This window comes from Trichlorobacter thiogenes (assembly GCF_900167465.1).
GTDB classification, from domain to species: Bacteria; Desulfobacterota; Desulfuromonadia; order Geobacterales; family Pseudopelobacteraceae; genus Trichlorobacter; species Trichlorobacter thiogenes.
The window spans coordinates 77178-93799 of the sequence record NZ_FUWR01000013.1; the positions used below are offsets into that span (position 1 = coordinate 77178).

The 16622-nt window shown below is 52.6% G+C and carries 9 protein-coding genes; 6 read left to right on the forward strand and 3 right to left on the reverse strand.

The features are described 5' to 3' along the window. Positions 1 to 3: 3 nt before the first annotated feature. From B5D39_RS11665 to B5D39_RS11675, 3 genes are all read right to left on the reverse strand, one after another. Positions 4 to 1110, reverse strand: a complete 1107-nt coding sequence (locus B5D39_RS11665) for an HD domain-containing phosphohydrolase (protein WP_078790647.1) — start codon at positions 1108 to 1110, stop codon at positions 4 to 6. Positions 1111 to 1340: 230 nt separating this feature from the next. Beyond that, entirely contained in the window at positions 1341 to 2486 is a 1146-nt protein-coding gene (locus tag B5D39_RS11670; protein ID WP_078790648.1) for an ATP-binding protein, read from the reverse strand. Further along, the gene (locus B5D39_RS11675) at positions 2486 to 3202 is read right to left on the reverse strand and encodes a response regulator transcription factor (protein WP_078790649.1); all 717 of its coding nucleotides are present in this window, start codon (positions 3200 to 3202) and stop codon (positions 2486 to 2488) included. Before B5D39_RS11675 ends, B5D39_RS11670 begins: the two co-directional genes overlap by 1 nt. 197 nt (positions 3203 to 3399) lie before the next feature. On the opposite strand from B5D39_RS11675, the gene B5D39_RS11680 reads away from it, so the two are divergent. The 6 genes from B5D39_RS11680 (at position 3400) to B5D39_RS11705 (ending at position 16618) form a co-directional block, all read left to right on the forward strand. Next, positions 3400 to 4290, forward strand: coding sequence for an EF-hand domain-containing protein (locus B5D39_RS11680; RefSeq protein ID WP_078790650.1), 891 nt, complete (start codon positions 3400 to 3402; stop codon positions 4288 to 4290). A gap of 82 nt (positions 4291 to 4372) precedes the next feature. Further along, a complete protein-coding gene (locus B5D39_RS11685; RefSeq protein ID WP_078790651.1) occupies positions 4373 to 5566 on the forward strand; it encodes a tetratricopeptide repeat protein in 1194 nt (397 codons plus the stop codon). A 108-nt stretch (positions 5567 to 5674) separates the two neighbouring features. Further along, complete coding sequence (locus B5D39_RS11690; RefSeq protein ID WP_078790652.1) at positions 5675 to 6106, forward strand: periplasmic heavy metal sensor; 432 nt, start codon at positions 5675 to 5677, stop codon at positions 6104 to 6106. A gap of 154 nt (positions 6107 to 6260) precedes the next feature. Continuing rightward, a complete protein-coding gene (gene glgC / locus B5D39_RS11695; protein WP_078790653.1) occupies positions 6261 to 7502 on the forward strand; it encodes a glucose-1-phosphate adenylyltransferase in 1242 nt (413 codons plus the stop codon). 136 nt (positions 7503 to 7638) lie between these two features. Beyond that, on the forward strand, positions 7639 to 15282 hold the full coding sequence (locus tag B5D39_RS11700) for a type I polyketide synthase (RefSeq protein ID WP_078790654.1): 7644 nt from the start codon (positions 7639 to 7641) through the stop codon (positions 15280 to 15282). 1 nt (position 15283) lies between these two features. Continuing rightward, positions 15284 to 16618 carry an aminotransferase class I/II-fold pyridoxal phosphate-dependent enzyme gene (locus B5D39_RS11705; RefSeq protein ID WP_078790655.1) on the forward strand — a complete coding sequence of 445 codons (1335 nt, stop codon included), beginning with the start codon at positions 15284 to 15286 and terminating at the stop codon, positions 16616 to 16618. The last annotated feature ends 4 nt before the right edge of the window (positions 16619 to 16622 follow it).

A 16622-nucleotide genomic window follows, 5' to 3' on the forward strand; every position in this document is an offset into this window, starting at 1 on the left:
GATTTAGGTGATCGACAACAGCTCAAGAAGTGGATCAGATTCCTCCTGCCGGTCCTTCAACTGGTCACGAATAGCAACAAATTGCTGCAGGTTATCCAGAAAAAGCCGCAGCAGGTGAGGATCAAAGAAGATCCCCCTGCCCTCTTCCATAATGGTAAGGATTTTTTCAATCGGGAAGGCCTTCTTGTAGGGACGATCCGAGGCCAGTGCATCAAAGACATCAGTTATCATCACGATCCGGGCAAAGATATGGATCTCCTCACCCTTCAAACCGGCAGGATAGCCGCTGCCATCCCATTTTTCATGGTGCTGCAACGCCACCGTGCAGCCAGCCTCAAGGGAGTGAAAACGCTCGCCTTCAGACAGTATCCGCCCGCCGATGGTGGTATGCAGCTTCATGATCTGCATCTCGGTCTCATCCAGTTTCCCCGGTTTAAGCAAGATCCGGTCCGGGATGCCGATCTTGCCCACATCGTGCAAAGGGGAGGCAAAGCGCAGCAGTTCAGCCTGCTCTTCCGGCAGACCGGCCAGCAATGCCAGGACCTTTGACATCTCGCTGATCCTGCGGGTATGCATACCGGTTTCCATATCCCTGAATTCAGAGGCACGGCCAAGGCGCAGACAGATCTCATATTCAGCCTCTTGAGACAGGGCCAGGGCATCCCGCAGGTCTGCAGTCTTTTTGGCCACTTCTGTCTCAAGGGTGGCATTCATGTTACTGATAATATCGTGGTATTTTTTACTACGGACATGGTTCATGACCCGCAAACGCAGCTCATCGGGATTAAACGGTTTGGCCAGAAAATCGTTAGCCCCCAATCCCAGAACCCTGGTTACCTCCTGCTGATCGGCGGTCACCACAATTACCGGGATATGCATCAGGGTAAAGTTAAGCTTGATCCGCTGCAGGGCTTCAAAACCATCCATAACCGGCATCTGCAGATCAAGCAGCACAATATCTATACCAGGAGTGGATTCCAGTAGTGCAAGGGCTTCCTGACCGTTATTGGCGGTATAAATGGTGGCTGCCATATCTTCCAGCATTGCCTGGATTATCTGCAGGTTAAAATTGTCATCATCAACAGCCAGGATTTTCACATCGGCAAGCATCAAAACCTCCTGTACCTGATCAAGCGGCTGAAGTGACGACCGGATCGGAAGTACCGGCAGAATAACGACAGACGGGATGAGTAGTTAGAGGCGTCTATACTAGCACCTTGCGCGATAGATGGAAATGAGGTGATTACCCTAGAGATGATAGTTGCGGGAAAAACAACAGGTTTGAAGCTCACGAGGAGGACAAACGGTTAGCGGCATTCCAAACCCAGGCCGCGCGACCATTAACAAACGGACAAAGGCAACCTGATCAACACCTCAAGTCCACCTTCCGGCAGATTGCGGGCTGTCACGGTGCCACCATGGTGTTTGATGGTTCCGGCGGTGATGGCCAGCCCGATACCGGTTCCGCCACTTTGACGATCCCGTGCCTCAGCCACACGGAAAAAGGGTTTAAAGATCGCCGAAAGGGCTTCTTCCGGCACGCCTGGGCCATGATCCCGCACCCGCAGGCAGACCTCATCAGCCGTTTCTTGCTCCAGATGAACTTCCACCACGGTGCCGGGAGCGGTATACCGTACGGCATTACGCACCACATTTTCCAGTGCTCGCCGCAGAAGTTCATAATTGCCTGTCAATGGCCGTACCGGCGTAGCCACCAGCTGCACCGTACGTCCACTGCCTGCTGCCTCAAAGTCAGCATCATCCACCACCTCTGCTGTCAGCGCTGCAAGATCCACCTGTCTCTTTTCCAGAGCCTTACTGCCACTTTCCAGCAACGTCAGTGTCAGCAGTTCGCTGATCATTTGATTCAAACGATCCGACTCCTGTTCGATCCGGTCAAAGGCAACAGCAGCAGAAGCAGGAGCCTCGCGACGAGCCAGCCCAAGCGCCACGTTGAGGCGGGCCAGGGGCGATCTCAGTTCATGGGAGATATCCCGCACCAGCTGTTTTTGGGCCGACATCAAAACCTCAAGCTGCTCAGCCATCCGGTCAAAATCCCGCCCCAGATCAGCTATCTCATCACCTTTGGCAGCTGCCCGAAAGCCAACCCGTGCCGTCAGATCACCTTGTGCAAGTTGCTGCGTGGCCCTGCGCAGACGCCGAATCGGTGCGGTCAACCGCCAGGCGAGCAGATAACAGGCCAGCCCACCCACCACAAAATAGATGACCAGTTGGGCTATGAGCGGAAAGCTGGGAAAGCCGTGTGGAGGTGGTTCAGGATGATGACCGGCAGGTGGTGGCAGAGGCGCTGGTTGCTGCATACCGGGCTGAGTTGGATCACCGGCCTGCGGTCCCTGATGAAACGAAACAGGGGGACGCGGATGGAATCCCGGTCTGGTCTTGATGGCAACCAGAAAGAAGATGCCGCCGGACAACACCACGGTCAGCCAAAACCAGAAGAACAGCTTTACAAAAAGTGACCGCATCAGAGTGACTCTGCCACTGTAGGACGCAGATAGATATAGCCAACTCCCCGCACACTTTTAAGCCGCTCACTGCCGTCTTTGGCCGGCCCAAGTTTACGGCGCAGACTACTGATATGGACATCTATGCTACGATCATAGGAATTAAGCTGCCGCCCCAGGGCCTGACTGCAAAGCTCTTCGCGGCTGACCACCCGCCCGGCCTGGGTCATCAAGACCTCCAGCACCGAAAACTCTACTGAGGTTAGCGGCAGTTCCTGCCCCCCCTGCAATACTGCCCGACGACCTGGATCAAGGGTCAGATCCCCCACAGCCAGCACAGCTTCCGGCGCAGTTTCATTCTTCTGTTGCGTGGCTGACCGTCTCTGAATGGCACGGATACGGGCCACAAGCTCACGCGGGTTAAACGGCTTGGGCAGATAGTCATCCGCCCCCAGCTCTAGCCCCACAATCCGGTCAACCTCTTCACCCCGTGCGGTCAGCATCACCACCGGCACCGCTGATCCGGCCCTTATTTTACGCAGTACCTCAAACCCGTTCAGGCCGGGCAGCATCACATCAAGCACCACCAGATCATAGTTCTCGGTACAGGCACGGGTTGCCCCCAGAGCACCATCATGAACCGCCTCAATGGTAAAACCTTCTGCGCTTAGATAGTCATCCAACAAGGCACAGAGGTCATGATCGTCATCAATGACCAGAATCCTGCTAGTCTGCATCTGCTCCACCCTCCAGACGATGTGAATACCTGCGTCAGTATAAGGCTCTCGAACAACTTAGTCTGTAAAGATTTGTAGGCTACATCCTGATTACAAAACTTTACTCAAACAGCGCCACACTTAACGAATATCCAGCCGTGTATATCCGATAGATAGAGTACCAACCCTTTGCACATCACACACTAAGGAGGCCCGCCATGAGTAGCATCAGCAGCATCAGCAGCAGTATGACCAGTCTGTTTGGCATCGACCAGCAGAAGCGGAAACAGGATCTGTTCAGTAAAGTTGACAGTGACGGCAACAGCAGTATCTCGCAAACAGAACTAACCGCCCTGACCGACAAGATCTCTGAGGACAGCGGCAAAACGCTGGATGCATCCTCTCTCCTGTCCCAGTATGACAGTGACAGCGATGGATCACTGAACAGCGATGAGATGGACAGCCTGATGGAAAGCATCAAACCCAAACATGAGCGGGATGCAATGCTGAGTAACGAAGACCAATCCGGCACCCAATCCAGCGGACTTGACACCACATCCCTGGCCTCGTACCTCTCCAACTCCGGCCAGGACCTGGTCTCCAGCCTGATCTCCATGCTGCAACAGATGCAAAGTTCATCATCAGACGATGAAGAAGACAGCTCAATCAGCAGCAGCTCTGCAGTAAATGGTAAACAAGGTCCACCACCGCCACCACCACCTAAACCGGAAGAGATGTTCAACGAGCTCGATAGTGACAGCAGCGGCGCCCTTTCTTCTGATGAGTTGCAGACCATGCTGGACAAGATGGCAGAGATGACCGGCCAATCTCAGGACGCCTCCACCCTGATCACCCAGTATGACAGCGACAGCGATGGTTCGCTCAACAGCGATGAGATGGCTACCATGATGAAGAGCATGGGGCCACCTCCGCCGCCGCCACAACAGGCCCAGTCAAGCAGCAGCGGCTATGATGACACCAGTAGTGCTCTGAAAGACGCACTTGCCTCACTATTGCAAAACAGTGATCAAAGCAGTGTGTCGACCCTGCTCAAGCTGCTAAAAAGCAGTTCAAGCAGCAGTACACAATCAATCAATGTGATTTCGTAAGCAAAACAGCTGTTAACCTTCAGAGGTTGTTGACGCCCAGTCAACAACCTCTGAAATCATCAGATGCAGCAGGAGGAAAATCATGGCGTCGGTCATAGCAGCTACAGACAAAATGTTTTCGGCCATCACAGACAGCCAAAGCACCCGTAGCAGTATTGCAAGCACCATGCTTTCCACGGCTATCAGCTATATGGAAGATGAAAATTACACCCGCGCAGCTCAAGCACTACGCGCATCACTATCCTATAATCCGGAATCAACTGACGCCTACAACTACTTGGCTTCGGCCTATCTTCAGCTTGGCAAGAACAAAGAAGCCATATCTGCTTACAAATCTTCACTGCAGCTTGACAGTACCCAGGCCGACATACACGTTAACCTTGCCAATGTGTATGTCGCAGAAAACAATACCACTGAAGCAGAAAAGGAATATAAGGCAGCTGTGCAGGCTGACACGACCGATGCGGCGGCCCCCTACACCTATGGACTTTTTCTGCTAAACAACGATCGCGCTTCTGAAGCGATCACTCAGTTTACCAAGGCAAGTAAACTGGAACCAAACGACGGCAACATCAATTACGCGCTGGGCTCCGCCTATAACAAACAGGGACGCTATTCCGAGGCGGTAACACAGCTTAACAAGGCCATTGCCAGAAAAGGTGATGATTTCTATGCCGGTTATTCTGAACTGGGATTTGCCTACATCGGTCTGGGGGACAAAGACAGCGTCAGCAGCACTATCGACTATCTTAATGACACAGAAGACTCAACGGCAATAAGCTATGCCGAAACCCTTGAAGATGCCATTCAACAGCCCAAAATACTTGGTACCGTAGACTCCGGCACCTCTCTGCTTACCGCACTTGGTGCATCAACGCCGGTTTACTTTCTGGACATTTCACTTGCCGAACCTGCCAGCTCCAAAAATTTCACCATCCAGTTCCAGTTTGATTCTGAAATGGATGTCAGCTCAGTCATGGATACAACGAAATGGAGTATACGAAAGGCATCAGGTATCGAGGAAGGTTTTTATAATAATGGCGTTTACTCGTCTAACAGGAATGACGCAACTTTCTCCCCTATTCCCAAACTGGTAACCTACGACCCCACGACACTGCGGGCAACCGTAACCTTCAGCATCAGCCAGAATGCTAATGGTAATGCAACTATAGATCCCTCACGGCTTGTCTTCAGGTTTAGTGGCGTTGATGTAAACGGCAGAAGCATGGATACAACTGCTGACGAATATGACCAGTATGCCGGAGTTGCCTTTTAAGAATAATTTAGCCTATCTTCGCATCTCTTTACCCATATTTACGCCCCGAGACGCTACTCTTGTTTTCAACAAGACACTTCTGCATGCAAGCATGAAAGGAGTAGCACTATGGGCAAGAGATTAATTTTATTACTCGTGGCAATAGGGGGATTTTCGGTAAATGCGACTGCCCGCGAACTACCTATACCCCCGATGGACTGTTTCTCACCGCCTCCGCCACCACCGGATTATCGGCAGCACCCACCACCAATGCCGCCACCAGGACACCATTGGATAGAACCAAAGATGCCGTTAAACGCAGCGCAGCAGGCGCAACTGGATCAGCTCCTGCAAAAAGAGCATGACTATGTTGATGGGTTGATGAAAAAGATGGAGGAAAGTCGTATTGCCCTGCGTCAGGCAGCAGATCGGGAGCCTTTTGATGAAGCTGCCGTCACAGCCTTGGCAAAGACCGACGCAGAACTCCAGACAGAGTTGATGCTGTCACACCTACGCACTAAAGCGCGCATTAAAGCCCTTTTCTCTCCTGTTCCTAAATAAACCGTAGTGTGTATACCCAGGGGCAGGGTCAGTCTACCCCCTGGGTATTTGATTATTTCTTCATTCCTACAGAAAAAATCCGACTTGCATGCTTGACAGCTTACGGCTAAAGGATAAGCTAAGGTCAATCAGAGACTGCAAGAAGGAGCTTCCCATGTTCGACGGATTAAATCTTGGCAGGAATACAATTGCGATGGTGCTGGCAGGCGGAAAAGGTGAGCGACTCAGCCCCTTGACCCTGCGTCGCGCCAAGCCCAGCGTCACCTTTGGCGGCAAGTACAAGATCATCGACTTTGTCTTAAGTAACCTGTTCAACTCCGGTATCAGGCGGATTTACATCCTGACCCAGTACCGGGCCTATTCGCTTAACAAACATATCCGCGAATCATGGGGCAAATGGACCGGCCTGGGCGAATTCTGCGTAGCCATCTCACCGGAGACCAGTAGCGACAGCGAACAGTGGTTCAAAGGCACCGCAGACGCCATCCTGCAGTACCTGCGCTTCGTGGAAACAGCCGATGCCGACTATGTGGCGGTCTTTGGTGGCGACCATATCTACAAGATGGATATCAGCCAGATGATCCAGTCCCACCGGATGAACCGTGCCGACCTCACCATCGCCTCACTTGAAGTACCCAGGGAAGAGGCCAGCCGCTTTGGGGTCTTCTCTGTGGATGACGACAACCGGGTCACCGCCTTCACTGAAAAGCCTGAAAACCCTGAAACCATTCCAGGCCGTGAGACCTGCTTCGCCTCCATGGGCAACTACATCTTCCCCACCCGCAAGCTGATCGAAGTCCTTCTGGAAGGCAAGAAACTGTATGAGGACCTTGACTTTGGCAAGCATGTCATCCCGATGATGCTGGAAAAGGGCGACCGGATCTACGCCTACAACTTCAATGACAATCTGGTACCGGGGATGAAATCAGAAGAACGGGGCTACTGGAAGGATGTGGGAACGCTCGATTCCTACTATGAAGCCAACATGGACCTGATCAATGTCAGTCCTCAGTTAAACCTCTACAACTACAAATGGCCGATCCTTACCAACCAGGGCAACCTGCCACCGGCCAAGACTGTTTTTGATGATGAAGGACGTCGTGGTGTCAATATCGACTCATACGTTACCGGCGGTTGCATCACCAGCGGCAGCACCGTGCGTCGCTCCATCCTTGGGCCGATGTGCAAGATCAATAGCTACAGCCTGGTGGAAGACTCCATCCTGTTTGAAGGGGTTACGGTTGGCCGGCACGTAAAGATTAAAAAGGCTATCATCGACAAAGGGGTGGTTATTCCTGATAACGCCGTGATCGGCTACAATCATGAAGACGACCTCAAGAATGGCTACACCATCACTGAATCAGGGATTGTGGTGGTGCCCAGGAAAGACCGTTAAACCATCCACACCAAAAGGGCCGGACAAGAATCCGGCCCTTCGAGCTTAAATACAGCACGCCAGCGGGATTGAACAGAATGGGCAACTATGGTAAAGATTAAACAAACATCTACTTCCCATTATTCCCAGGATCGACATGCCTTCAAATGTTGCTATCATAGGTTTTTCATTCAGACTGCCAAATACAACCCAGGAAACCTTCTGGAATGATCTTCAGGAAGGCCGTGATCTGGTCACCTCAGTACCCAAAGAGCGTTGGAGCCAGGAAACATTTACCCACCCGCGCAAAGATCATCCCGGCACCAGTTACACCTTTACAGCCGGTTCAGTTGGTGATGTTTCACTGTTTGATGCCGGTTTTTTCGGCATTTCTCCACGCGAAGCTGCCGTCATGGACCCTCAGCAACGTCTGTTGCTTGAGCTGGGCTGGGAGGCCTTTGAGAGCGCCGGCGTTAAACCATCCTCTCTGAAAGGGAGCAACTGCGGGGTATTTGTCGGTATCTCCAGCATTGACTACGCCTACCGCCTGATAGACAACCTTGAAGCGGTTGATTCTTCCGGCGGCACCGGAAACACTTCAAGCATTGCTGCCAACCGCCTCTCTTACTTTTTTGACCTGCGCGGCCCCAGCATGGCCATTGACACGGCCTGTTCATCATCACTGGTAGCCTTTCACCAAGCCTGTGTATCCATTGCATCGGGAGAAAGTACCACTGCACTGGCAGGTGGTGTCAGTCTTCACCTCCACCCTTATACCTTCATAGCCTTTTCCAAGGCATCCATGTTATCCCGAAAAGGACACTGCAATGTATTTGACGCAGCATGTGACGGCTATGTCCGTTCCGAAGGCGCCGGACTATTTCTTCTGAAAGAGTACAACCAGGCAGTGACCGATGGAGACAATATTCTGGCTGTTGTGGCAGCCTCAGCCGTCAATACGGATGGCCGGAAATCCGGATTAACTGTACCCAGTGCAGCGGCTCAGGCCGCCCTGCTAAGACAGACCTACCAAAAGGCAGGAATAGCCCCCTCAGAGATTGACTACGTAGAAGCACATGGCACCGGCACTGCCGTTGGTGACCCGATCGAGGTACAAGCAATCGGTGAAGCCTTGGGGAAACAACGCCGGGCTGAAAACCCATTAATCATCGGCTCCGTTAAAAGCAATCTGGGACATTTGGAGTCTGCTGCAGGAGTCGCCGGTCTGACCAAGGCACTACTTTGCATTCAGAACCGGACCATACCTGCAACCATAGGCATTACAAAGCTTAATCCGGCAATACCGTTTACCGATCTCAACATTGAAGTCGCCACAGAGAGCAGACCGATTACCAAGACTGGAGAGATCATCGTCGGCGTCAACTCCTTCGGCTTCGGTGGTGCCAATGCCCATGTTGTTCTCAAAAGCCATGAGCATCCTGTCGACAATCCAGCAAAGCTTCGTCCCTGCCAACTTCCCCTGGTGCTTTCTGCAAAAAATGCGGAGGCCTTGAAGAAGTCTGCCAGTGATACTGCAGCATACCTGAACAGTAATCACCATATCCCCCTGTACGATATTGCTTACAACGCCCTCTTCCGCCGCGAGTTATTTAAATACAAGACCGTTGTCTTCGGCAATTCACACACGGAAATTGCAGAACAGCTGTACACGTTCGCTGATACTGAGACAACGCAGACCTCTACTCCGCTGGCCATGGCAACCGGACCTGTATTTGTCTACTCCGGCAATGGTGCACAATGGTTTGGCATGGGAAGGCAGCTGTTGACTGACACCCTGTTTCTACAAGCGGTACAGGAGGTTGACTCGCTCTTCAGGCAGCATGCTGACTGGTCCCTTGAAAAGGAACTGTCCGGATTCTATGGCATTGACCAATACGCAGACACCGAGATTGCCCAGCCGGCCCTGTTTGCGATCCAGGTTGGTATTACCCGCATGCTTCAAGCGCGAGGCGTGTCGCCGATAGCTGTGGTTGGCCATAGTGTAGGAGAAGTTGCTGCTGCCTGGGCTTGCGGAGCCCTGTCTCTGGAAGATGCTGTACAGGTAATTTATCACCGCAGCCAACTTCAGGGCACCACCAAGGGAAAAGGGCAGATGACTGCGGTCGGCCTGGGCCAGTCTGAAACCACACAATTACTCACTGAGCTTGGGCTTCATGAAAACCTGACCGTTGCAGGTAGCAACAGCAACAAAGGGGCAACGGTTGCCGGAGCAGATGCTGATCTCAAGAAGCTGGAATCAACCCTCTCACGCAAGAATATCTTTAACAAACGTCTTGCCCTTGATTATGCATTTCACAGCCCGGCAATGGATCCGCTTGAAACGGGCATCAGATCAGCACTGGTAACAATAATTCCGCAACCGTCGTCCGTTCCGTTTTACTCAACCGTTACCGGTGGGTTGATTGATGGTACCGGACTTGACGCAGGCTACTGGTGGCACAACCTGCGCAAACCGGTTCTGTTTGACCAGACCATCAGGCAGCTTCTCCATGACGAAAATACTGTTTTTATTGAAATCGGGCCCCATGCAATTCTGCGCAGCTATCTGCAGGACTGCATGGAAGAAAACGCAACAGCAGGACGTGTCATCAGCACCGGCATGCGTGGAGATGACAGCCCGGCAAAGATTTTAACTGCTGTTGGGCAGGCGATCATCAGCGGTATCCCCATTGACTGGAACTATTTTTTCCCTGAACAGGCAGTTTTTGTTGAACTACCCCATTATCCTTGGCAGCGGGAATCACACTGGCACACCGTGACGCCGGAATCATACGGCCTGCTCAATCGCCGCAAACTGCACCCACTTTTAGGGTATAAACTTGCTCAACAGGAGCTTACCTGGGAAAACCAGCTTGATACCCAGCTTATTCCAATGCTTGCAGACCACCAGGTTGGTGATGCCATTGTCTTTCCCGGAGCCGGTTTCGTTGAACTGACGCTTGCTGCTGCCCATGTCTGGCTGGCTGGAGAATTCAGCGAGATCGAAGAGATCGAAATAAAGTCACCCTTGTTGTTGAAAGCCGACCGTTCTAAACTGATCCGTGTGTCAATTGATCCTGGCCATGGTGGCTTGCGCATAAAAGCCAAAGAGCTCGCCAGCGACGATCCCTGGGAGGTCCATGTCACCGCCCGAGTCCTGCAGGGACCACCGGCAACGGTACAACTGCAACACCAGATCTCACTTCCTGCCCGGACGCCTGACTTTACCGCTACGGAACATCACCAACTTACGGAGGCTGCCGGCCTTGGATACGGCCCGGCATTTCAGGTAATTGAAGTTGGCTGGATTGAAAACAACTCCGTTGTTGCTTTGTTTTCAGATACAACAACGCCAGACGAAGCAGATGTGCAGGGTTTTCACCTCCACCCTGCACACCTTGACTGTGCTTTCCAGTTAATCTTTCAGCTCCTGAAAGGTCAACTGGCAGAGAACGCCGGTATCGCCTACATCCCGGTCTATATAGGGCGGGTAAGCCTGTACACCTCTCAGCGTGCCCCCAAACGTGCCAGGGCAACATTACTACGCCGCTCCCCCCATTCCCTGACAGCAGAATTTATTATCGCCGATGCCGAAGGTACGCCGATAGCCGCTGTACAGGAAGTCCGCTTCAAAGCCGTCCGTCTCAACATCAATCAGGCTGCCACAAAGGCTGCTTTTCTGGCTTACCATAGCATCCCCTGGCCTCACCCATTAACACCTTGCGGCATATCGCCACTCCCGTTTGACAAGCTGAAAAAAGAGATGGGTGGAGCGGTAAGCCGGGCGGTTCTTAAAGGTACCCATCGCTGCTATTCTGAAGAGGTGGATCCGCTGCTGGATGTACTGTGCAGTCGTTTTACCCTGGAAACCGTCCGGTCTCTCGCAGACGGGAATCAGGTTCTTTCCCATGCCATTATCCAGAAAATCCAGAAAAACAAGCCAGAAACAGCCCTCTACCTTACCCACCTGCTCAGCCTTGCTGTGTCTGATGGTTCACTTACAGAAAATGAATCAGGCTTTACCATTCAGGGAAAAGACAACGATACAATTTCAGCCCAGGATATCTGGAACAGCCTGTTCCATGATCACCCGGAATATTTCCCGATTATCCATAGTGTCTCACAGGTAGGACTACACCTGAAAAGCATTATAACTGAGCAGGATGCGAGCAGGTTGCTGCCATCACCAGCCTCCCTGGCGCTCCTCACCCGCAACCTGCTCGGTACTGCAGCAAAAATAAAAATTGAAGATTCACTGCAGAAACTGCTCTCCACAACCTTGACGACGCTACCGGAAGGTAGCCGGTTTGGCGTTATGGAAGTCAGTGACGGTCTTCCGCTATTTGCCTCCACAATCTGCAGAAATATTGAATTCGACCGTTGCCATTACCTTTTTGCAACCGGAAATCATGACATCATCGATGAAGCAGCTCAGCAACTTGAACACTTTCCGGCTGCCGAAGTCCGGTTGCTTGCTTCAACCGGCGAGTTTGAACAACCAGCACCAGCCTCCGCATATCATCTGGCGATCATCATGTCAGATTTTTTGACTATTGACGCGGCCTTACATGCCATTGATGCTGCGCTTTCCCAACTTACGCCTGACGGATTGATCCTTTTCATTGATCAACACCCTTCGCGATGGGCAGACTTTGTTTTCGGCAGTCATTCAGCATGGTGGCACGCAAGCGCTTCCGGCTCGCCACTGTCGCGTCAGCAATCACCTACATTCTGGCAGATGAAACTGGAACAGCGTGGACTGGGTGACAGTGAATGCCATGAACTCTCTCCCCGCACCTCGTCAGGCCCGTACCTTCTGCTGGCACGGCGCGCTGAAACTGTTTGTACGTCTGCCCCCCCACTACTGCTGTCTGCAGAATCACCCTGGCTTATCATAGCAGATAAAGAGGGCTATTCTACGGAGCTGAGACAGCGGTTGGACAGCAGACTGTCGAGTGTTGGAGGACAGGTACTCCATACCACCTATACGTCTGTAACTGATCTCACCAACGAGTTACAACAGATCAAAACTCTGCACGGAGGACTGCGCGGTATCATCCATATAAGCGGACTTCAACCGCCTTTAACGGATAACAGCCCGTCAGCATTCCTTGAAGTCCAGACCGACCGCTGCGCTCTTGCAGCAGCCATTATCAAGGCAACTGAAGCAACAGAGATTTCCACCATCTGCTGGCTGGTGACCGGTAACGCTGCCTGTCACCTGATCCCTCGGCACAGCCAAAAACAGACGGGCGGTTCTGTAACCTCCCTTCCTGATGCCGCTCTTTGGGGTTTTGGCCGCACGCTCATCAACGAGACGGCCAGCGGCACTGTTCGTCTGGTTGATCTTGAGACAGCCGGCAACCTTGACACGCTGGTTGAGGCGATTGCAAAAGAGATTATCCAGCCTGACAATGAACAGGAAATCTGCATTTCGTCAGCGGGAAAACGCTTTGCACCCCGCCTGCAACTGGTACCGGCATTAGCAGACAGCGCTGACGCCCAGCAGACATTCTCCGCCACTCCCTGTTACCGTTTGGGATTCCAGTTTCCAGGGCAACTGCGGAACCTGCGTTGGGAGCCTTGCTCATCTCCTGCGCCCAAAGGCGGTGAAATTGAGGTTGAGGTGCATGCAACCGGCCTTAATTTTCGTGACTTCATGTACACCCTGGGGCTTTTATCAGATGAAGCGGTGGAAAACGGCTTTGCTGGCCCTACACTCGGCATGGAGTTTTCCGGCACTGTTATCCGTGTTGGAGAACAGGTACAGGAGTTTTCTCCCGGTGATCACTTGGTGGGATTCGGTCCTGCCTGTTTTGCTAACCGGGTAATCACCAGTCCCAACGCCGTTTCTCTGATCCCGGCAGGTCTCTCCTTTGAGGCGGCAGTAACTATTCCAGCAACATTCTTTACCAGCTTTTATGCACTGCATTATCTGGCCAGACTTTCGCCAGGTGAAAAGGTACTGATCCATGGTGCTGCTGGCGGTGTTGGCATTGCGGCGATACAGGTGGCGAGGTGGTGTGGCGCTGAAATCTATGCAACCGCCGGTACCGATGAAAAACGTGATTTTCTGCGTATGCTTGGTATTGAGCATATTTTTGATTCACGCTCACTGACCTTTGCCGCCGAGATTCTTGCCCAGACAGGCGGCACAGGTGTTGATGTCGTACTGAATTCTCTTTCCGGCGAGGCGATCAATCGCAACCTGCAGGTCTTGAGACCCTTTGGACGGTTTCTGGAACTGGGCAAGCGCGACTATTACGAAAACACCCGCATCGGCCTACGCCCCTTCAGGAACAACATCAGTTACTTTGGTATTGATGCTGACCAACTGATGCAGGAACGTCCTGACCTTACCCGTACCCTCTTCAAACAGATTATGGCTCTCTTTGCAGAAGGGGTTTTCCATCCGCTTCCGTTCCATACCTTTGAGGCAGACGATATTGTCAACGCCTTCAGATACATGCAGCAGTCCCGCCAGATCGGCAAGATTGTAGTCACCTACAATAACGGCATCACTGCAACGCAGACCGATGACACAACAGCCCAGGGCAGCCTTACACTTCCAGCTGACGCCACCTTCCTGATAACCGGCGGCTTGAGCGGTTTTGGACTTAAGACCGCCCAATGGCTGGTTCAGAAAGGTGTACGCAACCTGGTACTGGTCAGCCGGAGCGGCCCTGTTTCAGATGAAGCATGTAACGCGATCACCAGTCTGCAACAAGCAGGTGTTACCGTTCATGCTGCCGCATGCGATGTTACCAGCAGAGAAGCGTTGTCAGTGCTTCTGGCAGAGATTGCCAAAACCCTGCCCCCTCTCAGAGGAATAGTACATGCGGCCATGGTCATTCATGACGGTCTGATTCAAACCATGGAGCGAGATCAGATCAGACAGGTCTTTGCTCCCAAAATACTTGGAGCGGCCTATCTGCATGAACTGACTCTGCCGCTATCACTTGACTATTTCATTCTTTTTTCATCGGCAACCACCCTGTTTGGCAACCCTGGCCAGGGGAACTACGTAGCTGCCAACTACTGGCTGGAGGCATTTGCGGCCAGTCGTGAATCAGCAGGATTACCGGTTACCTGCGTCAGTTGGAGCCCCATCAGTGACACCGGCTATCTTGCCCGCAACCAGCAGGTAAAAGATGCGCTGCAAAACCGTTTGGGTGGTGAAGCACTCAGTTCAGCTGCCGCCCTTGATCTGCTTGAAAAGCTCTTGCTTGGCAAGCGCTCTGGTCTTGGCGTACTGGATCTGGATTGGAAGACACTCAGCCGATCACTGCCAAGCGCCGACAGTCCCAAATTTATGGAGCTGACGAGACAAGTCGGAATCAGCAATGAACATCAGGAGCACAAGCTGGATATACGGCAGCTTTTGCAGCAACTCCCGGAAGCTGAACTTCTGTCAACCTTTATTGATCTGCTAAAGCAGGAAGTAGGTACCGTACTCAGAATTGATCCGGCCAAAATTGACCAGGATCGAGTCCTTTCTGACATGGGCCTGGACTCACTTATGGGGGTAGAGCTGGCGGTTGCCCTTGAATCCCTGTGCGGCGTCAAGGTACCGGTCATGGTACTTACCGACAGCCCCACTATCACCAAGCTTGCCAGCTACCTGCTTGCCCAGCTTTTTTCTGCACAGGACGCGCCAGACAGCAACAACGGTCATGATCTGCTCGATCAGGTTCAGCAGGTGCTGTATCAACACGGTGCTGATCTGGCTGATGACATGGTGGAAGAGCTCGTGACCCAGGTTCATGATGCTGCATCAGATGACAAACGGATGATCCAGTAATATGTCACGCAAAGGACTACACGGCCTTACCGCCCAACTTAAGGACGCCCTGATTCTGCAGGCGCTGGAAAGACGACTCCAGCATGTCGAGCAGAAGGGAGCCACCCACGACACCACTCAATCAGATGCGCTGGTTATTCCTGAAAAGTTTTACCGGTTTCAGCTACATCCAGGCTACCAGCAACTCCGCATCATGAACGATGGCGGTGCCCGCCTCGGCGTCAGCAACCCCTTTTTCAAGCTCCATGAAGGCATTGCCGGTGCAACCACGCTTATCAATGGCAAAGAGTATCTGAACTACGCCAGCTACAACTATCTTGGGCTATCAGGCCATCCAGCGGTAGCTGCGGCAGCGAAACAGGCCATTGATCAGTACGGCACCTCTGTTTCAGCCAGCCGTCCGGTATCGGGAGAACGGCCGATCCACCGACAGCTTGAAAAAGCCCTGGCCGAGACCTACCAGGTGGATGATGCAGTGGCATTTGTCAGCGGACATGCCACCAATGTTTCCACCATCGGCTACCTCTTCGGCCCGAAAGACCTGGTGCTCCATGATGAACTGATTCACAACAGCATCCTGCAGGGGATACAGCTTTCTGGCGCCAAACGGCTTTCCTTTCCCCACAATGACCATGCCGCACTTGAGCAGATCCTCAAAAATCAGCGACACGCCTTTGAGCGGGTGCTGGTTGTGCTGGAGGGCATCTACAGTATGGATGGCGACTACCCCGATCTGCCTGCCTTTGTTGAGATAAAAAACCGCTATCGCGCCTTTCTGATGGTGGATGAAGCTCACTCATTCGGCGTTATGGGGGAAACAGGGCTTGGCATTCGTGAGCACTTTGGCCTGCAGGGGAGTGATGTAGATATCTGGATGGGAACACTAAGTAAAGCGCTGGCAGGCTGTGGCGGTTACATTGCGGGAGAGACCGCACTGGTTGAACATCTTAAATTTCTTGCACCCGGTTTTCTCTACAGCGTCGGCATGCCACCTTCGGTTGCAGCCTCGTCACTGGCAGCCCTAAAGCTTATGCAGCAAGCACCGGAGCTGACCGCAACATTGAAAACCCGTGGCAGACTTTTTCTGAAACTTGCGCAGGAGGCAGGAATCAATACCGGCAGCAGTTCCGGCCTTGCCATTGTACCGGCCATCACCGGCAGTTCCTTGACAGCCGCCCGGCTTGCCGAAACACTCTTTGAACAGGGTATCAACGTACAACCGATCATCTATCCGGCAGTGCCGGAAAAATCAGCCCGGCTGCGTTTTTTCATCTCATGTCTGCACACCGAAGAACAGATCAGGCAGACGGTGGCTATTCTTGCAAAAGAGATCTGATTCC

Bases quoted from the DNA above. Each gene is read 5' to 3' on its own strand.
- B5D39_RS11675 (WP_078790649.1), bottom strand. From the start codon at position 3,202: ATGCAGACTAGCAGGATTCTGGTCATTGATGACGATCATGACCTCTGT.
- B5D39_RS11680 (WP_078790650.1), top strand. From the start codon at position 3,400: ATGAGTAGCATCAGCAGCATCAGCAGCAGTATGACCAGTCTGTTTGGC.
- B5D39_RS11670 (WP_078790648.1), bottom strand. From the start codon at position 2,486: ATGCGGTCACTTTTTGTAAAGCTGTTCTTCTGGTTTTGGCTGACCGTG.
- B5D39_RS11700 (WP_078790654.1), top strand. From the start codon at position 7,639: ATGCCTTCAAATGTTGCTATCATAGGTTTTTCATTCAGACTGCCAAAT.
- B5D39_RS11705 (WP_078790655.1), top strand. From the start codon at position 15,284: ATGTCACGCAAAGGACTACACGGCCTTACCGCCCAACTTAAGGACGCC.
- B5D39_RS11690 (WP_078790652.1), top strand. From the start codon at position 5,675: ATGGGCAAGAGATTAATTTTATTACTCGTGGCAATAGGGGGATTTTCG.
- glgC (WP_078790653.1), top strand. From the start codon at position 6,261: ATGTTCGACGGATTAAATCTTGGCAGGAATACAATTGCGATGGTGCTG.
- B5D39_RS11685 (WP_078790651.1), top strand. From the start codon at position 4,373: ATGGCGTCGGTCATAGCAGCTACAGACAAAATGTTTTCGGCCATCACA.
- B5D39_RS11665 (WP_078790647.1), bottom strand. From the start codon at position 1,110: ATGCTTGCCGATGTGAAAATCCTGGCTGTTGATGATGACAATTTTAAC.